The following is an 18997-nucleotide window of genomic DNA, read 5'->3' as shown; positions in this document are numbered from 1 at the left end:
CTAATTATCTTTAGTAAATCAGGGAAATATAGAGTTATGTATAGACATTGCGTTCGATCATCTTTTCAGCGCGCCAAAACCGATCGACAGCAAAAAAAAGAAATATCAGCGGAAGGTGGCAGAGATAACAAAATAGCCGGTGCCGACGACGAGGCCGACACCGGAAGCGGATTATTGCTCGGCAGCCCACGCGGCGACAGTGGCTTTGGCCCCCTGCCGCTGCAGCGCCAGATAGGCGCGGGTCACCGCCGAGACGAAACGGGGCTCCTGCGGCAACGCCAGGCCGAAGATCGCCTCAATACCCAGCAGCGCTTTCACCCGCGCTTCACCCTCGGCGCTGGCCGCCACCGCCTGTTGGATAACCGGCAACAGCGGATCGCAAATCTCAATCGCCTGGCCGGCATCGTCAACGCCGCCGACATAGCGCATCCAGCCCGCCACACCGAGCGCCAGCAGCGTGAAATCTTGCTGGTGCGCCAGATGCCAGCGTACGGAGTCCAGCATGCGCTGCGGCAACTTCTGGCTGCCGTCCATGGCTATCTGCCAGGTACGGTGCTTCAGCGCCGGATTGCAGTAGCGGTCAATTAGCAGACTGGCATAGCGCGGAAGATCCACCCCCTGCACTTTCAGCGTCGGCGCCTGTTCGTCCAGCATCAGCGCCAGCGCCGCGCGGCGGTAGTTGTCATCCTGCATACAGTCGTTGATGTGCTGATAACCGGCCAGATAGCCCAGGTACGCCAGGAACGAGTGGCTACCGTTGAGCATCCTCAGCTTCATCTCTTCAAAAGGCACTACATCGGCGACCAGTTCCGCTCCCGCTTTTTCCCACTGCGGACGTCCGGCAACAAAGTTATCCTCAATCACCCACTGACGGAAAGGTTCGCAGGCCACCCCGGCCGGGTCGCGCACGCCGGTCAGTTGCTCAATTTTATCGAGGGTTTCCGCGGTAACGGCCGGGACAATGCGGTCCACCATGGTCGATGGGAAGGTGACGTTCTGTTCAATCCAGGCCGCCAGCTCCGCGTCCAGCGCCCGGGCGTAGGCGCAGACGACATTGCGCATCACGTGACCGTTTTCCGGCATGTTGTCGCAGGACATCACGGTAAAAGCCGGCAAGCCTGCCGCCCGACGGCGAGCCAGAGCCTCCACCACCACGCCCGGCGCCGATTTTGGCTGGTGCGGGTTGTGCAGATCGGCGACGATCAGCGGGTGATCGAGCTGCAGCTCGCCGCTGGCCGGCGAATGACAATAACCTTTCTCGGTAATGGTCAGGGAGACAATGGCTACCTGAGGCTCACACATCGCCGCCAGCACCGCGTCGAGGCCATCAACCTGGGCGTGCAGCGCCTGCTTCACCACCCCAACCACGCGTGCGGTCCAGGCGTCGGCGGACATTTCGGCCACAGTGTACAGCCGATCCTGCTGGCGGAGGTCGGCGATCTGCTGCTCGCCGCCGATGAGATTGACTTCGGTATAGCCCCAGTCGCTGCCATGTTCACTGGCAAGAATATCGGCATATACCGCCTGATGGGCGCGGTGGAATGCGCCAAAACCAAGGTGCACGATACGGGGGATCAGCGCGCTGCGATCGTAGCCTGGCAGCATGGCGTTGGCGGTTAAAAGGGTGTTTTCCATGATGACTCTCGTTGTTATGTGTCTCATCAACCATTCTCGGGGAGAACTCTCGAGGAGAATGCCTTTGTGTCCCAACCATCGCACGCAATTGGTATAACATCTTTGATTTCTGTCAACTACCATACAAGAAGATATGACCGGTTCGCTGCCGGGAGTGAACCGTCACAAGATCATCGCTGATGGAATGGGAAACAGGCGCCGCGAGGAAATAAAAGAAGTCGACGAATGACACACCGGCCACGCGTCCCTGCGGGCCTGTCACTTAACCGGCAGTCCGGTCTGGCGGTTAGTCGATACGGGTTTTAACGATAAAGAAGTAGCACAACGCCCCGGTGAAGGTCACGCCGGCGGCGATCACCAGCGCCAGATTAAAAGAATGAGTGGTATCCACCACCCACCCGGTGACGATCGGCGCAAAGGAGGCAAACACAAAGCTGCCAAAGTTCTGGATCGCTGCCACCGAAGCCACTTTATGCTCTGCCACCAATACCTGCACCAGCCCCCAGGCCGACGTCCCGGCAAAATGGACGCAAAACAGCGCCATGGAGATAAAAGCCACCGCCTGGGTCGGCGTGGAGGATTGCACCACCAGCAGGGTGCCCAGGGCCGACAGCACCAGACCGATCACGATCGCCATTTTCCGGGTTTTCGCCAGATCGTAACCTCTGCGCGCCAGGGCATCGACCACCAGGCCATTGACCCACATCCCCACCGCCGCCGCAAGGAACGGGATCGCCGCCACCCAGCCGGTACGGGCCAGGCTTAACCCCTGCTGTGCCTGCAAATAGCCGGGCAACCAGGCGATATACAGCCAGCCGGTGTAGTTCACACCGGAAAAGCCCAGAATCATCCCCCAGGTGGTGCGCCGTTTAAACAGAGCCAGCCATTCGCTAAATTTCAGCGCCGGGCGGGCCACCTCCTCGCTGGCCAGATACTGCTGCTCCTCTTCCTGAAGGGTGAAGTGCCGGCGATTTCGGTAGCCCACATACCAGCACAGACCGACCAGGATACCGGCTAAGCCAATCACCACAAACATCGTTCGCCAGCCCCAGGCCAGTTGCATAATAACCAGAGCCGGTGGCGCAATGGCCTGCCCCAGCACCGTCGAGGAGTTAAATATCCCCACCGCCGTACCGCGCTCTCTTTGCGCATACCAGTCATTGATTGATTTCACACCGGCGGGCATAAATGGCGCTTCACCAATCCCGAGGCCAATGCGCAGCAGAATAAAATGCGAGAACGAATTGACCATCCCGGTCAGGGCCTGCATTGCGGACCAGAAAATCAGTCCGGCGCCGAGCACAATGCGCGGTCCAACGCGATCCAGCAATATTCCCGACGGCAATTGTGCGAAGCCGTAGGAGAGCGAAAAGGCGGAGAGCAGCACCCCAAACTCGGTGGCGCTGAGTCCCAGGTCGGCGCGTATCGCCTCCCCGGCGACGCTCAGCGAAGAGCGGTCAAGAAAGTTGACGATACCGGCGATAAACAGCAGCGTCAGGGTGATCTTCTGCACCCGACGGATACGCAGCGGCGTCGCCCCCGTCCGGGCGGCAAGTGTCTCGATAGCCATCGTTGTTCCTTACAGAGTCATAACAAAAGAGAATGTCTGATAAGTAAGGCAACAGGTCGACTACCATACAAGAATTAAGGTTTAAAAAAGTGGCAGCGATCACACAAGGCGAGCTCAGGCCCGCCCCCAGCCCGCTACGATGATCAGCATGCCGCACAGGGCGATGATCGCCCCGGCCCAGTCGTAATGGCTGAGCTTGACGCCATCCACGACCCGCAGCCAGAGCAAGGCGGTACAGACGTACACCCCACCGTAGGCGGCATAGACCCGCCCGCTGGCGGCAGGATGGAGCGTCAGGAGCCAGACAAACAGCGCCAGCGCCAGGCCGGTGGGGATCAACAGCAGCGGCGTGGCCCCGCGCTTTAACCATAGCCACGGCAGATAGCAGCCGATGATTTCGCACAGGGCGGTGGCAAAGAACAGGAGCGTTGTTTTGAGCATTAAAAGATTCGTAAATGAGACAAAGCGTTGAACCATTCTACGCGATAATGGCTTCTGCCCCACGCTGTTTTGTCGGCTATGCCCGGCAAAAGAGCTGTAGTAAACTTAGCCTGAGGGTTAACCTATCACTTAAAGGAAATCGTGATGAACATGACACTGAACAAACGCTGGTGCCTGACCGCCATTCTGGCGTTGAGCGCCGTGGTCTATACCTCCAGCTCCTTCGCCGCCACCGACCGGCTGGTGATTGAATCTGGCGACAGCGCGCAAAGCCGTCAGCAGGCGTCGATGGAAAAAGAGCAATGGAACGACACCCGCAGCCTGCGCCAGAAGGTCAATAAACGGGCGGAAAAAGAGTGGGACAAAACCGATGTCGCCTTCGACGCGCAGGATAACTGCCAGAAGAGCGCCAACGTCAATGCCTACTGGGAGCCGAACACCCTGCGCTGCCTTGACCGCCGCACCGGCCGGGCAATCAATCCCTGATCCGCTTCCTGTCAACGCTGGCGCCTGCGGGCGCCGCCTTTCACAACGCTCTGTTCAGCTTTAACCACAGGATTACCCATGACCGACGCGCTACACGTCAAACTTCGCCCCCTCGAACGGGAAGATTTGCGCTTTGTCCACCAGCTCGATAACAACGCCAGCGTCATGCGCTACTGGTTTGAAGAGCCGTACGAGGCCTTCGTTGAGCTCTCCGATCTGTACGACAAACATATCCATGATCAAAGTGAGCGTCGCTTTGTCATCGAATGCAATGGCGATAAAGCCGGGCTGGTAGAGCTGGTTGAAATCAACCATGTTCATCGGCGGGCCGAGTTCCAGATCATTATCTCACCGGACTTCCAGGGAAAAGGCCTTGCCACTCGCGCGGCGCGGCTGGCCATGGACTACGGTTTTACGGTTCTTAATCTGTATAAGCTGTATTTGATTGTCGATAAAGAGAATGAAAAAGCGATCCACATTTACCGCAAGCTCGGCTTTATCGTCGAGGGTGAACTCATCCATGAGTTTTTCATTAACGGCGAGTACCGCAACACCATTCGCATGTGTCTGTTCCAGCACCAGTATCTGGCCGAACACAAAACCCCAGGACCGGCGCTGCTGAAGCCGACGGCTCAGTAATAATCAATGCGGTTCTTGATGGTGTAATGGCGTGTCAGCGGCGGCTGCACGCTTTCATCAATCACCTGCAGCTCACAGCTCAGCGGATTGTCGTGGCGATCGTAGTCGCAGGTCTGGCGTACCGTGCCCAGCGTGCGTTCGTTGAAGGTGCTGATGGCGGTGTAGTCCATTTTCTTGCGCGGATCTTTCGACGGCGTGGAGGCGACGGTAAATTGCTCTTCTTTGGCGGTGGTGGTTTTTCCCAGCGGATAGCCATCGCTGTCATAGCGGTAGGTGGCGGTGGTCTCTTTGCCACGGGCGCGAATAATAAAACCGTTATCATCCGTCTCCCAACTCACCCCCGTGGCGGGCATCTCTGCCAGCTGACACTTGCCCTGCAGGCGCAGTCGCTTCTCGTGGGTGCGCCCATCGACGTAATAGTTGGCATCCAGCAGCAGCGTGGCGCCGGTATTGTTCTCCACATCTTCCAGGGTCAGCAGATCGAAACATCCCTCTTTTGACAGCTGAGCGCTCACCTTCTTGACCACCACATCGTGTTCATCCAATAGCGTCTGGCTAAAATCTTTCACCGGCCCGCGCAGCGGATCGAACTCAAACTCATTGGAAAAACTCGCCATCTCCGGGGTGAAGGCTTCCGGGGCGCTTTGGCGGTCGCACGCCGTCAGCAGCAGCGCTGCCGGGATCAGCCAATACAATCTTTTCACAGGCGATTCCTTTTGTGTACATCAGATCATATTAGCAAATACAATTGTTTACACCAGTTCTGCTATGCTTAATTCTGGATAACATCGATAAGGAGTGTAAGATGAAACTATCCCTCTGGACAGGCGCTGCGCTACTGCTGTGCTCCACGGCCGTGCTGGCGGCCCCCGACTCTTGTGAACGGGTCAAAAGCGACATCCAGCAGAAGATCATCAACAATGGCGTACCGGAAACCGCCTTCAACCTGGCCATTGTGCCAAACGATCAGGCAGACCAGCCCGGGGTTCAGGTGGTAGGTCATTGCGCCAATGACACCTTCAAAATCACCTATACGCGTAACAGCGACAGTCCCGCCGAAAACGACGCTCAGTAAGCCCACTTCGGTTTCAAATGAAAGATCTTATCCCTGCATTGACCAGGGATAAGATCTGCTGGCTACCCATAACGTATTATCGCTCACCCCTGCGTCTGTTAATGACGTGGCGGCCCTTCTCCGCACAGCATAACTATCATGGAGTGAGCAATGTCGAATCAGGAATCCCCCGGCGGCGTCTCCCGACGCGCGCTACTCAAATCCACAGCCCTCAGCTCTCTGGCGCTGGCCGCCGGCGGGCTTACCCTGCCCTTTACACTGCGCAGCGCCGCGGCAGCAGTACAACAGGCTACTGGCGACAACACCCGCATTGTCTGGGGCGCCTGTTCGGTCAACTGCGGTAGCCGCTGCGCCCTGCGGCTGCACGTGCGGGATGATGAAGTGGTTTACGTCGAAACGGATAATACCGGCGACGACCGCTACGGCGACCACCAGGTCCGCGCCTGCCTGCGCGGGCGCTCTATTCGTCGGCGCATCAATCATCCGGATCGCCTTAACTATCCCATGAAGCGCATCGGCAAGCGTGGGGAAGGCAAATTTGAACGCATCAGCTGGCAGGAGGCGCTGGATATCCTCGCTGACCGTCTGAAAAGCACCGTTGCCCAGTATGGCAATGAAGCCGTGTACATTAACTACTCTTCGGGGATCGTCGGCGGCAACATCACCCGTTCGTCGCCTTCAGCGTCGCCGGTAGCGCGGCTGATGAACTGCTACGGCGGCTCGCTTAACCAGTACGGTACCTACAGCACCGCACAGATTGCCTGCGCGATGCCCTATACCTACGGCAGCAACGACGGCAACAGTACTTCGGATATTGAAAACAGCAAGCTGGTGGTGATGTTCGGCAATAACCCGGCGGAAACCCGGATGAGCGGCGGCGGCATTACCTGGTATCTGGAGCAGGCTCGCGAGCGCTCTAACGCGCGGATGATCGTTATCGACCCGCGCTACACCGATACCGCCGCCGGTCGGGAAGATGAGTGGATCCCTATTCGTCCCGGCACGGACGCCGCGCTGGTCGCCGGTATCGCCTGGGTGCTGATAAACGAGGATCTCGTCGACCAGCCATTCCTCGACAAATACTGCGTTGGCTACGATGAGAAAACGCTGCCGGTCGGGGCGCCGGCAAACGGCCACTACAAAGCGTATATTCTTGGCGAGGGTGACGACGGCGTCGCCAAAACACCGCAGTGGGCCTCGCGTATTACCGGCATCCCCGCCGATCGCATCATTAAGCTGGCGCGCGAAATCGGCATGAGTAAACCGGCTTATATTTGCCAGGGCTGGGGACCGCAACGCCAGGCCAACGGCGAACTCTCCGCCCGGGCGATCGCCATGCTGCCGATCTTAACCGGCAACGTCGGCATCAACGGCGGCAACAGCGGCGCCCGCGAATCAACCTACACCATCACTATCGAACGTCTGCCGGTGCTGGAAAATCCGGTGAAGACCGCCATCTCCTGCTTCACCTGGACCGACGCCATCGCTCGAGGCCCGGAGATGACCGCCACCCGCGACGGCGTGCGCGGCAAAGAGAAGCTGGATGTGCCGATCAAGTTCCTGTGGAACTACGCGGGCAACACCATCATCAACCAGCACTCCGACATCAATAAGACCCACGAGATCCTGCAGGACGAAAGCAAGTGCGAGACCATTGTGGTTATCGACAACTTTATGACCTCGTCGGCGAAATACGCCGACCTGCTGCTGCCCGATCTGATGACCGTTGAGCAGGAAGATATTATTCCCAACGACTACGCCGGCAATATGGGCTATCTCATTTTTATCCAGCCTGCTACCTCGGCGAAGTTCGAACGCAAACCGATTTACTGGATCTTAAGTGAAGTGGCGAAACGGCTCGGCGACGACGTGCATCAACGTTTTACCGAGGGGCGCACGCAGGCGCAGTGGCTGCAGCATCTGTATGCCAAAATGATGGCGAAAGACCCCGCGCTACCTGGCTACGACGACCTGAAACAGATGGGCATCTACAAGCGTAAAGATCCGAACGGCCACTTCGTCGCCTATCGCGACTTCCGCCGCGATCCTGAAGCGCATCCGCTCAAAACCCCGTCCGGAAAAATTGAAATCTACTCCAGCCGGCTCGCCGAGATTGCCGCCCACTGGCAGCTGGAGAAAGACGAAGTTATCAGCCCGCTACCGGTCTACGCCTCCACATTTGAAGGCTGGGACGATCCGCTGCGCAGCCAGTATCCGCTGCAGCTGTTTGGTTTCCACTATAAAGCGCGCACCCACTCCAGCTACGGCAACGTCGATGTATTACAAGCGGCCTGTCGCCAGGAAGTGTGGCTCAATCCGCTTGACGCAGAAAAACGCGGGATTAAAAACGGCGATATGGTGCGCGTCTTTAATCAGCGCGGCGAAGTCCGTCTTCCGGCGAAAGTGACGCCACGCATCATGCCGGGCGTGTCGGCGATGGGCCAGGGCGCCTGGCACGACGCGAATATGGCCGGAGACCGGATCGACCATGGCGCCTGCATGAATACGCTGACCACCCACCGCCCATCGCCGCTGGCGAAGGGGAATCCACAGCATACCAACCTGGTCGACATCGAAAAGGTTTAAGGAGTAAACCATGAGCACGCAATATGGATTCTTTATCGATTCCGCTCGCTGTACCGGGTGTAAAACCTGCGAACTGGCCTGTAAGGACTACAAGAATCTCACCCCGGAGGTCAGCTTCCGCCGCATCTATGAGTATGCCGGCGGCGACTGGCAGGAGGACAACGGCGTCTGGCAGCAGAATGTGTTCGCCTACTACCTCTCCATCGCCTGTAACCACTGCGAAGATCCGGCCTGCACCAAGGTCTGCCCAAGTGGGGCGATGCACAAGCGCGACGATGGTTTTGTGGTGGTCAACGAAGCGGTGTGCATTGGCTGCCGCTACTGCCATATGGCCTGCCCGTACGGCGCCCCGCAGTACAACGCCGACAAAGGCCACATGACCAAGTGCGACGGCTGTCACGAGCGCGTCGCCGAGGGGAAAAAGCCGATCTGCGTCGAGTCCTGCCCGCTGCGCGCGCTCGATTTCGGGCCGATTGCCGAGCTGCGCGCCAAGCACGGCCAGCTGGCCGCAGTGGCCCCGCTGCCGTCGGCGCACTTTACCAGGCCGAGTATCGTTATTAAACCTAACGCCAATGCCCGTCCGTGTGGCGATACCACCGGTTATCTGGCAAATCCAAAGGAGGTGTGAGATGGGAAGCGGATGGCATGAATGGCCGCTGGTGCTGTTTACGGTACTGGGGCAATGCGTGGTCGGCGCGACCCTCGTCAGCGGGCTGGGCTGGCTATCGCTGACAAACCAGCGCGAAGCGCAGCAACGGCTGGTGCGCAGCATGTTTTTTATCTGGCTGCTGATGGGCATTGGTTTTCTGGCTTCGGTGATGCATCTCGGTTCGCCGCTGCGCGCGTTTAACTCGCTGAACCGCGTCGGCGCCTCGGCGCTGAGCAATGAAATCGCCAGCGGCGCCTTGTTCTTCGCCGTGGGAGGATTCTGGTGGCTGCTGGCGGTAGTGGGCAAAATGCCGGCGGCGCTGGGTAAAGTCTGGCTGGTGATCGCCATGCTGTTGGGGCTGCTGTTTGTTCTGGCGATGACCCGGGTTTACCAAATCGATACCGTGCCAACATGGTACAATGGCTACACTACCAGCGCGTTCTTCCTGACGATGCTCCTCAGCGGGCCGCTGTTCGCCGCCCTGCTGCTGCGGCTGGCGAAAGTCAACTTTAACGGCTGGTTTTTTGCCGGACTCAGCGTGGCCGCGCTGGCGATCGGCGCTGTCGTTATCATCATGCAAAGCGCCGGACTCAGTACCATTCACAGTTCAGTCCAGCAGGCAGCCACCCTGCTGCCAGATTACGGCAAACTCCAGGCGTTACGCCTGATACTGCTGGCTCTCGGTCTTGGCTGCTGGTTGTGTCCGCTGATCCGCCGCCAACCGCCGCGCGCTACGGCGCTGCTGATCGGCCTGCTGTTGGTCTTGATCGCGGAATGTATTGGTCGCGGCCTGTTTTATGGTCTGCATATGACCGTCGGTATGGCGGTTGCCGGTTAATGAGACGGCGCGCTGGCGCGCGCCGCAGAAAGGAATAAGTAATGATGCCGATCCCAAACCGCGACGCTGTCGCGTTAAGCGCCCGCACCCTGGGCGCGCTGTTCTCTTATGCGCCGAATAGCGCGCACATTGCGCCGCTGGTCGCCGCCTTCCAGGACGGCAGCTGGCAGCAACAGTGGCCCTTCCCGGTAACCGCCCCACTGGCGTCAGCCTTTGCCGCGTCGACGGAAGAGTCATTACCGGAAGCCTGGCAACGCCTGTTTATCGGCCCGTGGGCCCTGCCGGCGCCGCCATGGGGATCCGTCTGGCTGGATAAAGAGTCAGTGCTGTTTGGCGATTCCACGCTGGCCCTGCGCGAGTGGATGCGCACGAACGGCATCGCACTGGACGCCGAGCGTAACGAACCGGAAGATCATTTCGGCACCCTGCTGCTGCTGGCGGCATGGCTGTGCGAGACAGAGCAGGATGCGTTGTTTGCCCAGCTGCTGGCCTGGCACCTGCTGCCGTGGTCCGGGCGCTTCCTGAGCGTCTTTGTCGACCATGCCGCCCACCCCTTCTACCAGGCGCTGGGTCAGCTGGCGCAGGCAACGCTGGCGCAGTGGCAGGAGAATCTGCCGATCGCCGTGGCGGAAAAAGCGCTCTATCGTTAACCCTTCACCGCGCCGGTATCCGGCGCGGTTTTATTTCGTCGCATCCCAGCCCATCACCCGCACTTATCGCTTTTGCATCTAAGGTTATTCCCTATCACAATAAGACCATGTTTTCCGAACCTCGCCGTGACTGATGCACCGTCTTCATCCCTATCCTGATGTGCAGGTGATGTTTCGCCGCCTGCTGATCGCCACCCTGATTGGCCTTCTCGCCGCCCTGGCGGTGGCGCTGTTTCGCCATGCGATGGTGGTGCTGGAAACGCTGTTTCTTGGCAATGACAGCGGGAGCCTGGTCAACGCGGCGCAGTCGCTTCCGGCGTGGCGGCGGCTGATTACCCCGGCGCTGGGCGGCCTGGCGGCAGGGACACTTCTCTGGCTGTGGCAGCGACGCAGCATCGCGCGCCCGCATGCCGCCACCGATTATATGGAAGCCCTGGAGACCGGCGACGGTTGCTTCGATACGCCGGCAAGCCTGGTGAAATCGCTGGCGTCATTGCTGGTCGTGGTCACCGGCAGCGCGATTGGCCGGGAAGGCGCCATGATCCTGCTGGCCGCGCTGGCGGCGTCGCTGTTCGCCCGCCGCTTCACGCCGCAGACTGAATGGAAGCTGTGGGTCGCCTGCGGCGCCGCTGCCGGGATGGCCAGCGCCTATCATGCCCCGCTGGCCGGCAGCCTGTTTATTGCTGAAATTCTCTTTGGCACGCTGATGCTGGCCTCGCTCGGGCCGGTCGTTATCTCGGCGGTGATCGCCCTGCTGTTGACGCAGTTTCTCAACGGCGGCGCCACGCCGCTGTACCACGTCGTCCTGCAGCAGAACCTCAGCGCGCTGCACTATGGTTTAATGCTGGCGACTGGCCTGCTGGCCGGGGTATGCGGCCCGCTGTTTATCTGGCTGATGGACTCCAGTCATCGCGGCTTCGTCAAACTGAAACTGACGCCGCCGTGGCAGCTGGCGCTGGGTGGGCTGATTGTCGGCGGCTTATCGCTCATCACCCCGGCGGTGTGGGGCAACGGCTACAGCGTGGTGCAAAGCTATTTGCAGATACTGCCGTCCGGCGTACTGCTGGCCGGCGTTTTCCTGTGCAAACTGCTGGCGGTGCTGGCCAGCAGCGGCTCCGGTGCGCCGGGCGGGGTCTTTACCCCCACGCTGTTTGTCGGCCTGGCGATGGGCATGCTGTTTGCCAGCGTCAGCGGGCTATGGCTGCCGGGGAATGAAGAGATGGCTATGATGATCGGTCTGACCGGCATGGCGGCGTTTCTGGCTGCCACCACCCATGCGCCAATCATGTCGACCCTGATGATTTGTGAGATGACCGGGCAGTATGCGCTGCTGCCCGGCCTGCTGATCACCTGCGTGGTGGCGTCGGTGCTGTCGCGGACGTTACGCCGGGATTCGATCTATCGCCATCACGTTGCCGAGCATGTCTAAGTCGACGTAGCGGCTCAGCTCACGCTGTTCGGCGCGCGGCAGGTACGGCAGCTCGCCAATCAGCGGCGCCGGCAGCTTCTTACTGAGGACATCGATGATTTCAGCGTAGTGCGCGAGACCGGGGTTGATGCGGTTGGCCACCCAGCCGATCAGCGGCAGCCCGTCATTGGCGATCGCCTGGGCCGTCAGCAGCGCATGGTTGATACACCCCTCCTGGATCCCCACCACCATCAGCACCGGGAGCTGCTCCTGTACCACCCATTCGGAGAGCGGTCGCAGGTCGTTCATCAGGCTGCGCCAGCCGCCGGTGCCTTCAACCACCACGTGATCGACCTGACCGGCCAGTCGCTGCAAACCATCCGACAGCAAACCGTAGTTGATCGGGCAGCTGTGCGCCACGCTGCTTTCGTCTTCACTTAACGCTATGGGATTGACAGCCTCATACGGCAACGCCAGCGTGGAGACGCTCTGCAGCACCAGCGCGTCTTTGTTACGCAAACCGTCTGGCGTCTCTTTGCTGCCCTTCGCCACAGGCTTGTACCCGGCCACGCTTTTGCCTCTGGCAGCAAGTGCCTGCAACAGCGCACGGGAAACCACTGTCTTCCCGACAGAGGTGTCTGTACCTGTAATAAAGAAACGCTTAAACATCACTAACCCCACAGTTTTGTCGATGAAATATACGGGAGAGAAATAATCAACAGTGGGCAAAGTCTACGTGATGCCGCCAGAGGTCGGCTTGAGATAGCGCAATTTTTGGTGCGACTATGAAAAAATGTTAACCCTGTAACAGTCGTATGAGTAAGGATCCGTTATAGAGCGCATCCTTGACCAGCGCCGCGCCAGCCATCGTGCCACGATTGGAAAACTGGGTGCTTTCAACCGCGATATGCTGGCTGTAGGCCGGGAGCGATTGTTGCCGAATGCAGCTGGAAATTGCCGGAAAAAGGATATCTGCCGCCAGATTAAACGGCGAGCCAATCAGAATTTTCTGCGGGTTAAACAGATTGACCATGATCGCCAGAATCCGGCCGACGTGGTTACCCACGCCGCTGATAATGTCTCTGGCCAGCAGATCGCCCTGCAGCGCGGCCTGGCACAGCCACTCCACGCTCAGCGGACGCTGGTGCAGCAGCGAGCTCATCGACTGGGCCATGCGCATCTGCGCCAGCTCCAGCACGCTCTCTACGCTGGCAATGGTTTCCAGACAGCCATGGTTGCCGCAGTAGCAGCGCTTGCCGTAGGGATCGACCTGAGTATGGCCGATCTCCACCAGGCTGCTGCTGCCAGCATGCAGCAGGCGTCCGTCGGTGATAACCCCGGCGCCGACGTTATGATCGATGACCACCTGAATGACATCCCGGGCGCCGCGCGAGGCGCCGAACAACGATTCCGCCATAGTCCAGGCGCTGATGTCATGCTGAATGTAGACCGGCACCCCGGTATGGTTGGCCAGCACATCGCCCAGCGGCACATCTTTGACATCCTCATAAAACGGCATGCGATGAATAATGCCATTTTCGGTATCAATAATACCCGGCATCGTCATGGCGATGGAGGTGAGCCGTTCCAGCTTCTTCTGGTGGCGAATAAAGAACCGATCGATATGATCAATAATACGGGTCAGAAACGGCGTGCTGTCGGTGAGGGCCAGCTCCAGCTGATCCTCCACCACCAGCTGACTGCTTAAATCACGCAGCGAAAGGTGGATTTCGCCGCGGCTGATGCGCACCGCAAGATAGTGCCAGGCCTCGGTTTCTACCATCAACCCCACCGCCGGGCGGCCACGGCTGCCGGGCTCCTGGATCTCCGTCTCCTGCACCAGATGCGCTTCCAGCATCTCGCGGACAATCTTGGTGATGCTGGCGGGAGCCAGTTGCGCAAATCGGGAGAGGTCGATACGCGATACCGGGCCGAGCTGATCAATCAGGCGATACACGGCGCCCGCATTGGTCTGCTTAATTTGATCGATATGGCCTGGTTGACTATCCGCTACCACCATTGACTCCCTTTATTTTCGCGCTTCGAAATAAACTTTCGGCTATGGTGAAGCACTTCGATGGTGAACGTCAAATTTTTACTTAGCCTTGTGATTTACCGCACATTTCCAGCCTCTTTTCGCCTCAATTGTGCTCGGTTTTCCAGGCCAGCAGCGACTCGCGAAAGCGTTTTGCCAGCGCTCCCTGTTCATGATGTTTCGACCACACCAGCCACATCTCCGACACCGCATCCTGTTCGTCGATCGGCAGCCAGCGCATTTCACTGAGCTGTACGCGCTGAAAGGAGGCCGGCAGGATAGACACCCCCAGTCCGGCGGCCACCAGACCAATAATGGTCATCGCCTCCCCCACCTCCTGGGCAATCACCGGCGTATGGCCGTAACGACGCAGCAAGCCGAGGATATCGTCATACAGGCCGGTACCCACGTGCGGGTCGAAAAAGACGAAGGGTTCGCGCGCCAGCGCCGCCAGGCTGACCGAGGGCTGGCGGGCCAGCGGATGGTCGGCCGGGACCATCGCCAGCAACGGCTCGCGCAGCACCCGCTCCCACGCCAGGGTGTCCGGCAGTTGGGTATTGCGCAGGAGCCCCAGATCGAGAGCCCCCTCGCTCAGTGGCACAATCTGTTCGCGAGTGTTGGTCTCGCGGGTCAAAATATGCACATCCGGGTAGCGCTGACGAAACATCGACAACGTATCGGATACCGCCTTGATAAAGGGGGCCGAGGAGGTAAAGCCGATACGCAGTTCGCCGGTTTCACCGTGATGCAGACGCGCAGCGCGGGCGGCCGCGTCATCCACCTGGGCAAGAATTTGTCGGCTATCGGCGAGAAACTGCTTTCCGGCCGCCGTCAGACTGACGCTGCGATTGGTGCGCGCGAACAGGCGGGCGCCGGTCTGCTGCTCGAGGATCTGAATTTGCTGGCTTAACGGCGGTTGAGAAATATTCAGTCGCGCTGCGGCCCGGCCAAAATGTAATTCCTCCGCGACGGCGACAAAATAGCGCAGATGACGCAACTCGATATTCATATTTAAAACGTCTTATTTGAGATTATTAATATATTAGACAGAATATTTACATTTTCATACCCTAAAAATGTGAGCTGAATGGTCACAACATTCTGTTGGTAAGCAGCAACTTCTACGCAAGGAATTCTCTGTGAGTCGTACAACAACCGTTGACACCGTGCCGGCGGGCGAGGTCAGCGTCGCTGGTGCATCCCGCCCGGATCAGTTTATTAAGCGCGGCACCCCGCAATTTATGCGCGTCACCCTCGCGCTGTTCTCCGCCGGTTTGGCCACCTTTGCTCTGCTCTACTGCGTGCAACCGATCCTGCCGGTGCTGTCGAACGAGTTCGGCGTCTCCCCGGCCAGCAGCAGTATTTCACTCTCCATTTCCACGGCGATGCTTGCGGTGGGCCTGTTGTTTACCGGCCCGCTGTCCGACGCCATCGGGCGCAAGCCGGTGATGGTCACCGCCCTGCTGCTGGCCGCCTGCTGCTCGCTGCTGTCGACCATGATGACCAGCTGGCACGGCATCCTCATTATGCGTGCCCTGATCGGCCTGTCGCTGAGCGGCGTGGCGGCGGTCGGCATGACCTACCTGAGTGAGGAGATCCACCCCAGTTTCGTCGCCTTTTCGATGGGGTTATATATCAGCGGCAACTCCATCGGCGGCATGAGCGGCCGCTTGCTGACCGGGGTCTTTACCGATTTCTTCGGCTGGCGCGTGGCGCTGGCGGTGATCAGTGGCTTCGCGCTGGCCGCGGCCATCATGTTCTGGCGCATTCTGCCCGAGTCGCGCCATTTCCGCTCGACCTCGCTGCGACCGAAAAACTTGCTGATCAACTTCCGTCTGCACTGGCGCGACCGCGGTCTGCCGCTGCTGTTCGTCGAAGGTTTTCTGCTGATGGGCGCTTTTGTCACCCTGTTTAACTATATTGGCTACCGGCTGATGATGTCGCCATGGTCGCTAAGCCAGGCGGTGGTAGGCCTGCTGTCGGTAGCTTATCTCACCGGGACCTGGAGTTCACCGAAGGCAGGGGCCATGACCGTACGCTTTGGCCGCGGACCGGTGATGCTCGGCTTTACCGCTGTCATGCTCTGCGGCCTGCTGCTGACGCTCTTTTCTTCCCTGTGGCTTATTTTCATCGGTATGCTGCTGTTTTCCGCTGGCTTCTTCGCCGCGCATTCCGTCGCCAGCAGCTGGATTGGCCCACGCGCCCGCCGCGCCCGCGGTCAGGCGTCATCGCTGTATCTGTTCAGCTATTATTTGGGTTCAAGTCTTGCCGGGACGTTAGGCGGGGTATTCTGGCATCACTACGGCTGGAACGGCGTCGGTGGGTTTATCGCGCTGCTGCTCCTTGCCGCGCTGTTGACCGGCACCTGCTTACATCAACGACTGAAATAGTCGCGTGTGACGTGGCCTGCGGGCCACGGTTCACCACATGCCCATAATGGAAGACAAGCCCATCAACTCTCTGACGGCATCAACGGACAGCAGTGCAATAAACAGCCAGGTGAACGGATTCATAAACCACCCCCGAACCTCCAGACCTGTGTAATCGATCACAGTTTAGTACCGATATGTTACCGTTTTCTGTCACACCGATCACAGAGGTGAGCTTATTCTCCCGCCATGTGTCTTTCCCTTCCCCTGTGCGCAACGCTCGACCCGCCGGGCGTATCAGGATAGTGTAGAAGGATACCGATAACCTGTTCATTCACCTGTCACGGACCGAACGCCACTATGACTGAAAATACGCCTTATCAGCAGCTTACTCGTACCTTTCAGCGCCTGTCGCGCTTTTCGCATCTCTCCGCCATCGCTGGCTGGGATATGTTTGCGATGATGCCCCCAGGTGGCAGCGCCGCCCGGAGCGAAGCGCTGGCGGAGCTCGGCGTGCTGCAGCATCAGATCCTGACCGATAAAAAAGTGGGCCAATGGCTGCAGGAGGCCCGCCAGCAGGACCTCAACGACGTCGAGCAGGCCAATCTGCGGGAGATGCAGCGTCAGTACGATCAGGCCGCGCTGCTGCCGGAGAGCCTGGTGGAAGCAAAATCTCTTGCCGGCAGCCGCTGTGAGCATGCCTGGCGCAGTCAGCGTCCCGCTAACGACTGGGCTGGCTTTGCCGACAATCTTCGCGAGGTGGTCAAGCTGAGCCGTCAGGAAGCGCAGATCCGCGCCGATGCCAGAGGCGGCTCACGCTACGACGCGCTGCTCGATATTTTCGAACCAGATATGACCAGCACCCGGCTGGATAGCCTGTTTGCCGACCTCAAGTCCTGGCTGCCTTCCCTGCTGCGGCAAGCGGTCGCTAAGCAAGCGACGCAGACATTACTCGCCCCGCAGGGACCTTTCCCGATTGCCGCTCAGCGCGAGCTGGGCCTGCAGGCCATGCGCATCCTCGGCTTTGACTTCGACGGCGGGCGCCTCGACATCAGCGCTCACCCGTTCTGCGGCGGCGTCCCCCAGGATGTGCGCATCACCACCCGCTACAACGAAAACGACCTGCTCAGCGCCCTGTTCGGCGTGATCCACGAAACCGGCCACGCCCGCTATGAACAGAATCTGCCTCGCCCGTGGGTCGACCAGCCGGTAGGACTCGCTCGCTCCACCGCTATCCACGAGTCGCAGAGCCTGTTTTTTGAAATGCAGCTGGGACGTAGCGAGCCTTTCCTCAACCGCCTGTTACCGGCGGTGCGTGAGCGTTTTGGCGATCAACCAGCCTTTAGCAGCGACAACTTTGTCGCCTGGAATCAGCGGGTGAAACCGGGCTTTATTCGCGTCGATGCCGATGAGGTCAGCTACCCGGCGCATGTGATCCTGCGTTATGAAATTGAACGCGCGCTGATTGACGGCGAGATTGAAGTAGATGATATCCCGGCGCTGTGGGACGAGAAGATGCAGCACTGGCTGGGGCTGTCGACCACCGGCAACTACCGGGACGGCTGCATGCAGGATATTCACTGGACCGACGGCGGATTCGGCTATTTCCCTTCCTATACGCTGGGTGCGATGTATGCCGCCCAGCTGATGGCCGCCGCCCGGCGCGCGCTGCCGACGTTAGACCGCGATATTGCGGAGGGCGATTTCAGCGCCCTGTTCGACTGGCTGCGGCAGAATATCTGGCAGCATGGCAGCCGCTTCTCCACCTCGCAGCTGATCCAGCAGGCCACCGGCGAGGATCTCAACAGCCGCTACTTCCGCGAACACCTTACCGCTCGCTATCTGTGATCGTACGCGCCGGGCTACCCGGCGCGTCCTTCCACTCCCCACGGCCAGGCGTGTTGTACATTCGGTTACACGCCGATACCAAACACTCACGGAAAGCTCGAAAAGACAAGCATATAGTGATTTCACCGGCCCCGCAGTGGGGTTGAAATTAAGAAAACTTTTCGAGGATATCAGAATGAAAAAAGTATTAGCTCTGGTCGTTGCCGCTGCTATGGGTCTCTCTTCTGCCGCTTTCGCTGCTGACGCAGTAAGCACCACTCAGGCACCGGCTGCTACCCACAGCACTGCTGCCAAGACCACCCATCACAAAAAACACCACAAAGCCGCGGCAAAACCAGCTGCAGAGCAGAAAGCTCAGGCTGCCAAAAAACACAAAAAAGCAGAAGCTAAACCAGCCGCTGCCCAGAAAGCCCAGGCCGCTAAAAAACACAAAAAAGTAGAAGCTAAACCCGCTGCTCCGCAGAAAGCTCAGGCGGCTAAAAAGCACCACAAAGCTGCGGCTAAACCGGTAGCACAGAAAGCGCAGGCTGCAAAAAAACACCACAAAACCACTAAACACCAGGCCGCTAAACCTGCTGCACAGCCGGCAGCATAATTCCTCCCGGTGAACTAACCTTCTTAATAATCGGCGCTGTTTCAGCGCCGTTTTTTCTGGAGAGCACTATGCTGCGGCGCTATCGTTTCGAGCTCATCCTGATCCTGTTAATCATTTGCGCAGTGGTTGCTACCCGCTTTTTCCTCTATTAATCATTTCCGCCACGCTCTCAT

The 18997-nt window shown here is 59.0% G+C and carries 19 protein-coding genes; 11 read left to right on the top strand and 8 right to left on the bottom strand.

Annotation, left to right across the window (positions count from 1 at the left end):
• Positions 1-171: 171 nt before the first annotated feature.
• The 3 genes from CW267_RS03970 to CW267_RS03960 all read right to left on the bottom strand — a co-directional run bounded on the left by CW267_RS03970 (position 172) and on the right by CW267_RS03960 (position 3682).
• Positions 172-1635, bottom strand: coding sequence for a mannitol dehydrogenase family protein (locus CW267_RS03970; RefSeq protein WP_048267884.1), 1464 nt, complete (start codon positions 1633-1635; stop codon positions 172-174).
• A 286-nt stretch (positions 1636-1921) separates the two neighbouring features.
• Positions 1922-3205, bottom strand: a complete 1284-nt coding sequence (locus CW267_RS03965; protein ID WP_032735518.1) for an MFS transporter — start codon at positions 3203-3205, stop codon at positions 1922-1924.
• 114 nt (positions 3206-3319) lie between these two features.
• Positions 3320-3682 carry a YnfA family protein gene (locus tag CW267_RS03960; protein ID WP_162493261.1) on the bottom strand — a complete coding sequence of 121 codons (363 nt, stop codon included), beginning with the start codon at positions 3680-3682 and terminating at the stop codon, positions 3320-3322.
• A 108-nt stretch (positions 3683-3790) separates the two neighbouring features.
• On the opposite strand from CW267_RS03960, the gene CW267_RS03955 reads away from it, so the two are divergent.
• Entirely contained in the window at positions 3791-4132 is a 342-nt protein-coding gene (locus CW267_RS03955; protein WP_004206035.1) for a DUF1283 family protein, read from the top strand.
• A gap of 78 nt (positions 4133-4210) precedes the next feature.
• Entirely contained in the window at positions 4211-4771 is a 561-nt protein-coding gene (gene speG, locus CW267_RS03950) for a spermidine N1-acetyltransferase (protein ID WP_008805012.1), read from the top strand.
• Here the strand turns inward: speG and CW267_RS03945 are convergent.
• A complete protein-coding gene (locus tag CW267_RS03945; RefSeq protein WP_008805013.1) occupies positions 4765-5475 on the bottom strand; it encodes a YnfC family lipoprotein in 711 nt (236 codons plus the stop codon). The genes speG and CW267_RS03945 overlap by 7 nt on opposite strands.
• 101 nt (positions 5476-5576) lie before the next feature.
• Between CW267_RS03945 and CW267_RS03940 the strand changes: the two genes are divergently transcribed.
• The 6 genes from CW267_RS03940 (at position 5577) to clcB (ending at position 11998) form a co-directional block, all read left to right on the top strand.
• On the top strand, positions 5577-5846 hold the full coding sequence (locus CW267_RS03940; RefSeq protein ID WP_100781040.1) for a DUF1161 domain-containing protein: 270 nt from the start codon (positions 5577-5579) through the stop codon (positions 5844-5846).
• Positions 5847-5996: 150 nt separating this feature from the next.
• The gene (ynfE, locus tag CW267_RS03935) at positions 5997-8432 is read left to right on the top strand and encodes a selenate/tellurate reductase subunit YnfE (protein ID WP_032739849.1); all 2436 of its coding nucleotides are present in this window, start codon (positions 5997-5999) and stop codon (positions 8430-8432) included.
• 10 nt (positions 8433-8442) lie between these two features.
• Complete coding sequence (locus tag CW267_RS03930) at positions 8443-9060, top strand: DMSO/selenate family reductase complex B subunit (protein WP_008805016.1); 618 nt, start codon at positions 8443-8445, stop codon at positions 9058-9060.
• A gap of 1 nt (position 9061) precedes the next feature.
• On the top strand, positions 9062-9919 hold the full coding sequence (locus CW267_RS03925) for a DmsC/YnfH family molybdoenzyme membrane anchor subunit (RefSeq protein ID WP_100781041.1): 858 nt from the start codon (positions 9062-9064) through the stop codon (positions 9917-9919).
• 41 nt (positions 9920-9960) lie between these two features.
• On the top strand, positions 9961-10569 hold the full coding sequence (dmsD, locus tag CW267_RS03920) for a Tat proofreading chaperone DmsD (protein ID WP_008805018.1): 609 nt from the start codon (positions 9961-9963) through the stop codon (positions 10567-10569).
• Positions 10570-10702: 133 nt separating this feature from the next.
• On the top strand, positions 10703-11998 hold the full coding sequence (clcB, locus tag CW267_RS03915) for a voltage-gated ClC-type chloride channel ClcB (RefSeq protein WP_100781042.1): 1296 nt from the start codon (positions 10703-10705) through the stop codon (positions 11996-11998).
• Here clcB and bioD read toward each other — a convergent pair.
• From bioD to CW267_RS03900, 3 genes are all read right to left on the bottom strand, one after another.
• Positions 11951-12646, bottom strand: coding sequence for a dethiobiotin synthase (bioD, locus tag CW267_RS03910; RefSeq protein ID WP_012541855.1), 696 nt, complete (start codon positions 12644-12646; stop codon positions 11951-11953). The genes clcB and bioD overlap by 48 nt on opposite strands.
• Before the next feature lie 127 nt (positions 12647-12773).
• Positions 12774-13994 carry a sugar metabolism global transcriptional regulator Mlc gene (gene mlc, locus CW267_RS03905; protein WP_032691385.1) on the bottom strand — a complete coding sequence of 407 codons (1221 nt, stop codon included), beginning with the start codon at positions 13992-13994 and terminating at the stop codon, positions 12774-12776.
• A gap of 124 nt (positions 13995-14118) precedes the next feature.
• The gene (locus CW267_RS03900) at positions 14119-15021 is read right to left on the bottom strand and encodes a LysR family transcriptional regulator (protein WP_008805022.1); all 903 of its coding nucleotides are present in this window, start codon (positions 15019-15021) and stop codon (positions 14119-14121) included.
• Positions 15022-15151: 130 nt separating this feature from the next.
• On the opposite strand from CW267_RS03900, the gene CW267_RS03895 reads away from it, so the two are divergent.
• On the top strand, positions 15152-16402 hold the full coding sequence (locus CW267_RS03895) for an MFS transporter (RefSeq protein WP_008805023.1): 1251 nt from the start codon (positions 15152-15154) through the stop codon (positions 16400-16402).
• A 30-nt stretch (positions 16403-16432) separates the two neighbouring features.
• Here CW267_RS03895 and CW267_RS31205 read toward each other — a convergent pair whose 3' ends face one another.
• Complete coding sequence (locus CW267_RS31205; protein ID WP_004206050.1) at positions 16433-16525, bottom strand: KPN_01571 family protein; 93 nt, start codon at positions 16523-16525, stop codon at positions 16433-16435.
• Between the two features lie 216 nt (positions 16526-16741).
• Here CW267_RS31205 and CW267_RS03890 point away from each other — a divergent pair, with 216 nt between their 5' ends.
• Both CW267_RS03890 and asr read left to right on the top strand, forming a co-directional pair.
• On the top strand, positions 16742-18229 hold the full coding sequence (locus tag CW267_RS03890) for a carboxypeptidase M32 (RefSeq protein WP_012968311.1): 1488 nt from the start codon (positions 16742-16744) through the stop codon (positions 18227-18229).
• A 175-nt stretch (positions 18230-18404) separates the two neighbouring features.
• Complete coding sequence (gene asr / locus CW267_RS03885) at positions 18405-18824, top strand: acid resistance repetitive basic protein Asr (RefSeq protein WP_043875352.1); 420 nt, start codon at positions 18405-18407, stop codon at positions 18822-18824.
• Positions 18825-18997 lie beyond the last annotated feature (173 nt).

It is taken from the genome of Klebsiella sp. X1-16S-Nf21 (genome assembly GCF_002837615.1).
Taxonomy (GTDB): domain Bacteria; phylum Pseudomonadota; class Gammaproteobacteria; order Enterobacterales; family Enterobacteriaceae; genus Klebsiella; species Klebsiella variicola.
This window is presented reverse-complemented; position numbering and strand designations above follow the sequence as displayed.

What these genes read in the sequence shown, in the direction of transcription:
- CW267_RS03955 (WP_004206035.1), top strand. Translation starts at nt 3,791, where the DNA reads ATGAACATGACACTGAACAAACGCTGGTGCCTGACCGCCATTCTGGCG.
- CW267_RS03930 (WP_008805016.1), top strand. Translation starts at nt 8,443, where the DNA reads ATGAGCACGCAATATGGATTCTTTATCGATTCCGCTCGCTGTACCGGG.
- CW267_RS31205 (WP_004206050.1), bottom strand. Translation starts at nt 16,525, where the DNA reads ATGAATCCGTTCACCTGGCTGTTTATTGCACTGCTGTCCGTTGATGCC.
- CW267_RS03965 (WP_032735518.1), bottom strand. Translation starts at nt 3,205, where the DNA reads ATGGCTATCGAGACACTTGCCGCCCGGACGGGGGCGACGCCGCTGCGT.
- CW267_RS03960 (WP_162493261.1), bottom strand. Translation starts at nt 3,682, where the DNA reads ATGGTTCAACGCTTTGTCTCATTTACGAATCTTTTAATGCTCAAAACA.
- CW267_RS03970 (WP_048267884.1), bottom strand. Translation starts at nt 1,635, where the DNA reads ATGGAAAACACCCTTTTAACCGCCAACGCCATGCTGCCAGGCTACGAT.
- CW267_RS03925 (WP_100781041.1), top strand. Translation starts at nt 9,062, where the DNA reads ATGGGAAGCGGATGGCATGAATGGCCGCTGGTGCTGTTTACGGTACTG.
- ynfE (WP_032739849.1), top strand. Translation starts at nt 5,997, where the DNA reads ATGTCGAATCAGGAATCCCCCGGCGGCGTCTCCCGACGCGCGCTACTC.
- CW267_RS03900 (WP_008805022.1), bottom strand. Translation starts at nt 15,021, where the DNA reads ATGAATATCGAGTTGCGTCATCTGCGCTATTTTGTCGCCGTCGCGGAG.
- dmsD (WP_008805018.1), top strand. Translation starts at nt 9,961, where the DNA reads ATGATGCCGATCCCAAACCGCGACGCTGTCGCGTTAAGCGCCCGCACC.
- clcB (WP_100781042.1), top strand. Translation starts at nt 10,703, where the DNA reads ATGCACCGTCTTCATCCCTATCCTGATGTGCAGGTGATGTTTCGCCGC.
- asr (WP_043875352.1), top strand. Translation starts at nt 18,405, where the DNA reads ATGAAAAAAGTATTAGCTCTGGTCGTTGCCGCTGCTATGGGTCTCTCT.
- bioD (WP_012541855.1), bottom strand. Translation starts at nt 12,646, where the DNA reads ATGTTTAAGCGTTTCTTTATTACAGGTACAGACACCTCTGTCGGGAAG.
- speG (WP_008805012.1), top strand. Translation starts at nt 4,211, where the DNA reads ATGACCGACGCGCTACACGTCAAACTTCGCCCCCTCGAACGGGAAGAT.
- CW267_RS03890 (WP_012968311.1), top strand. Translation starts at nt 16,742, where the DNA reads ATGACTGAAAATACGCCTTATCAGCAGCTTACTCGTACCTTTCAGCGC.
- CW267_RS03940 (WP_100781040.1), top strand. Translation starts at nt 5,577, where the DNA reads ATGAAACTATCCCTCTGGACAGGCGCTGCGCTACTGCTGTGCTCCACG.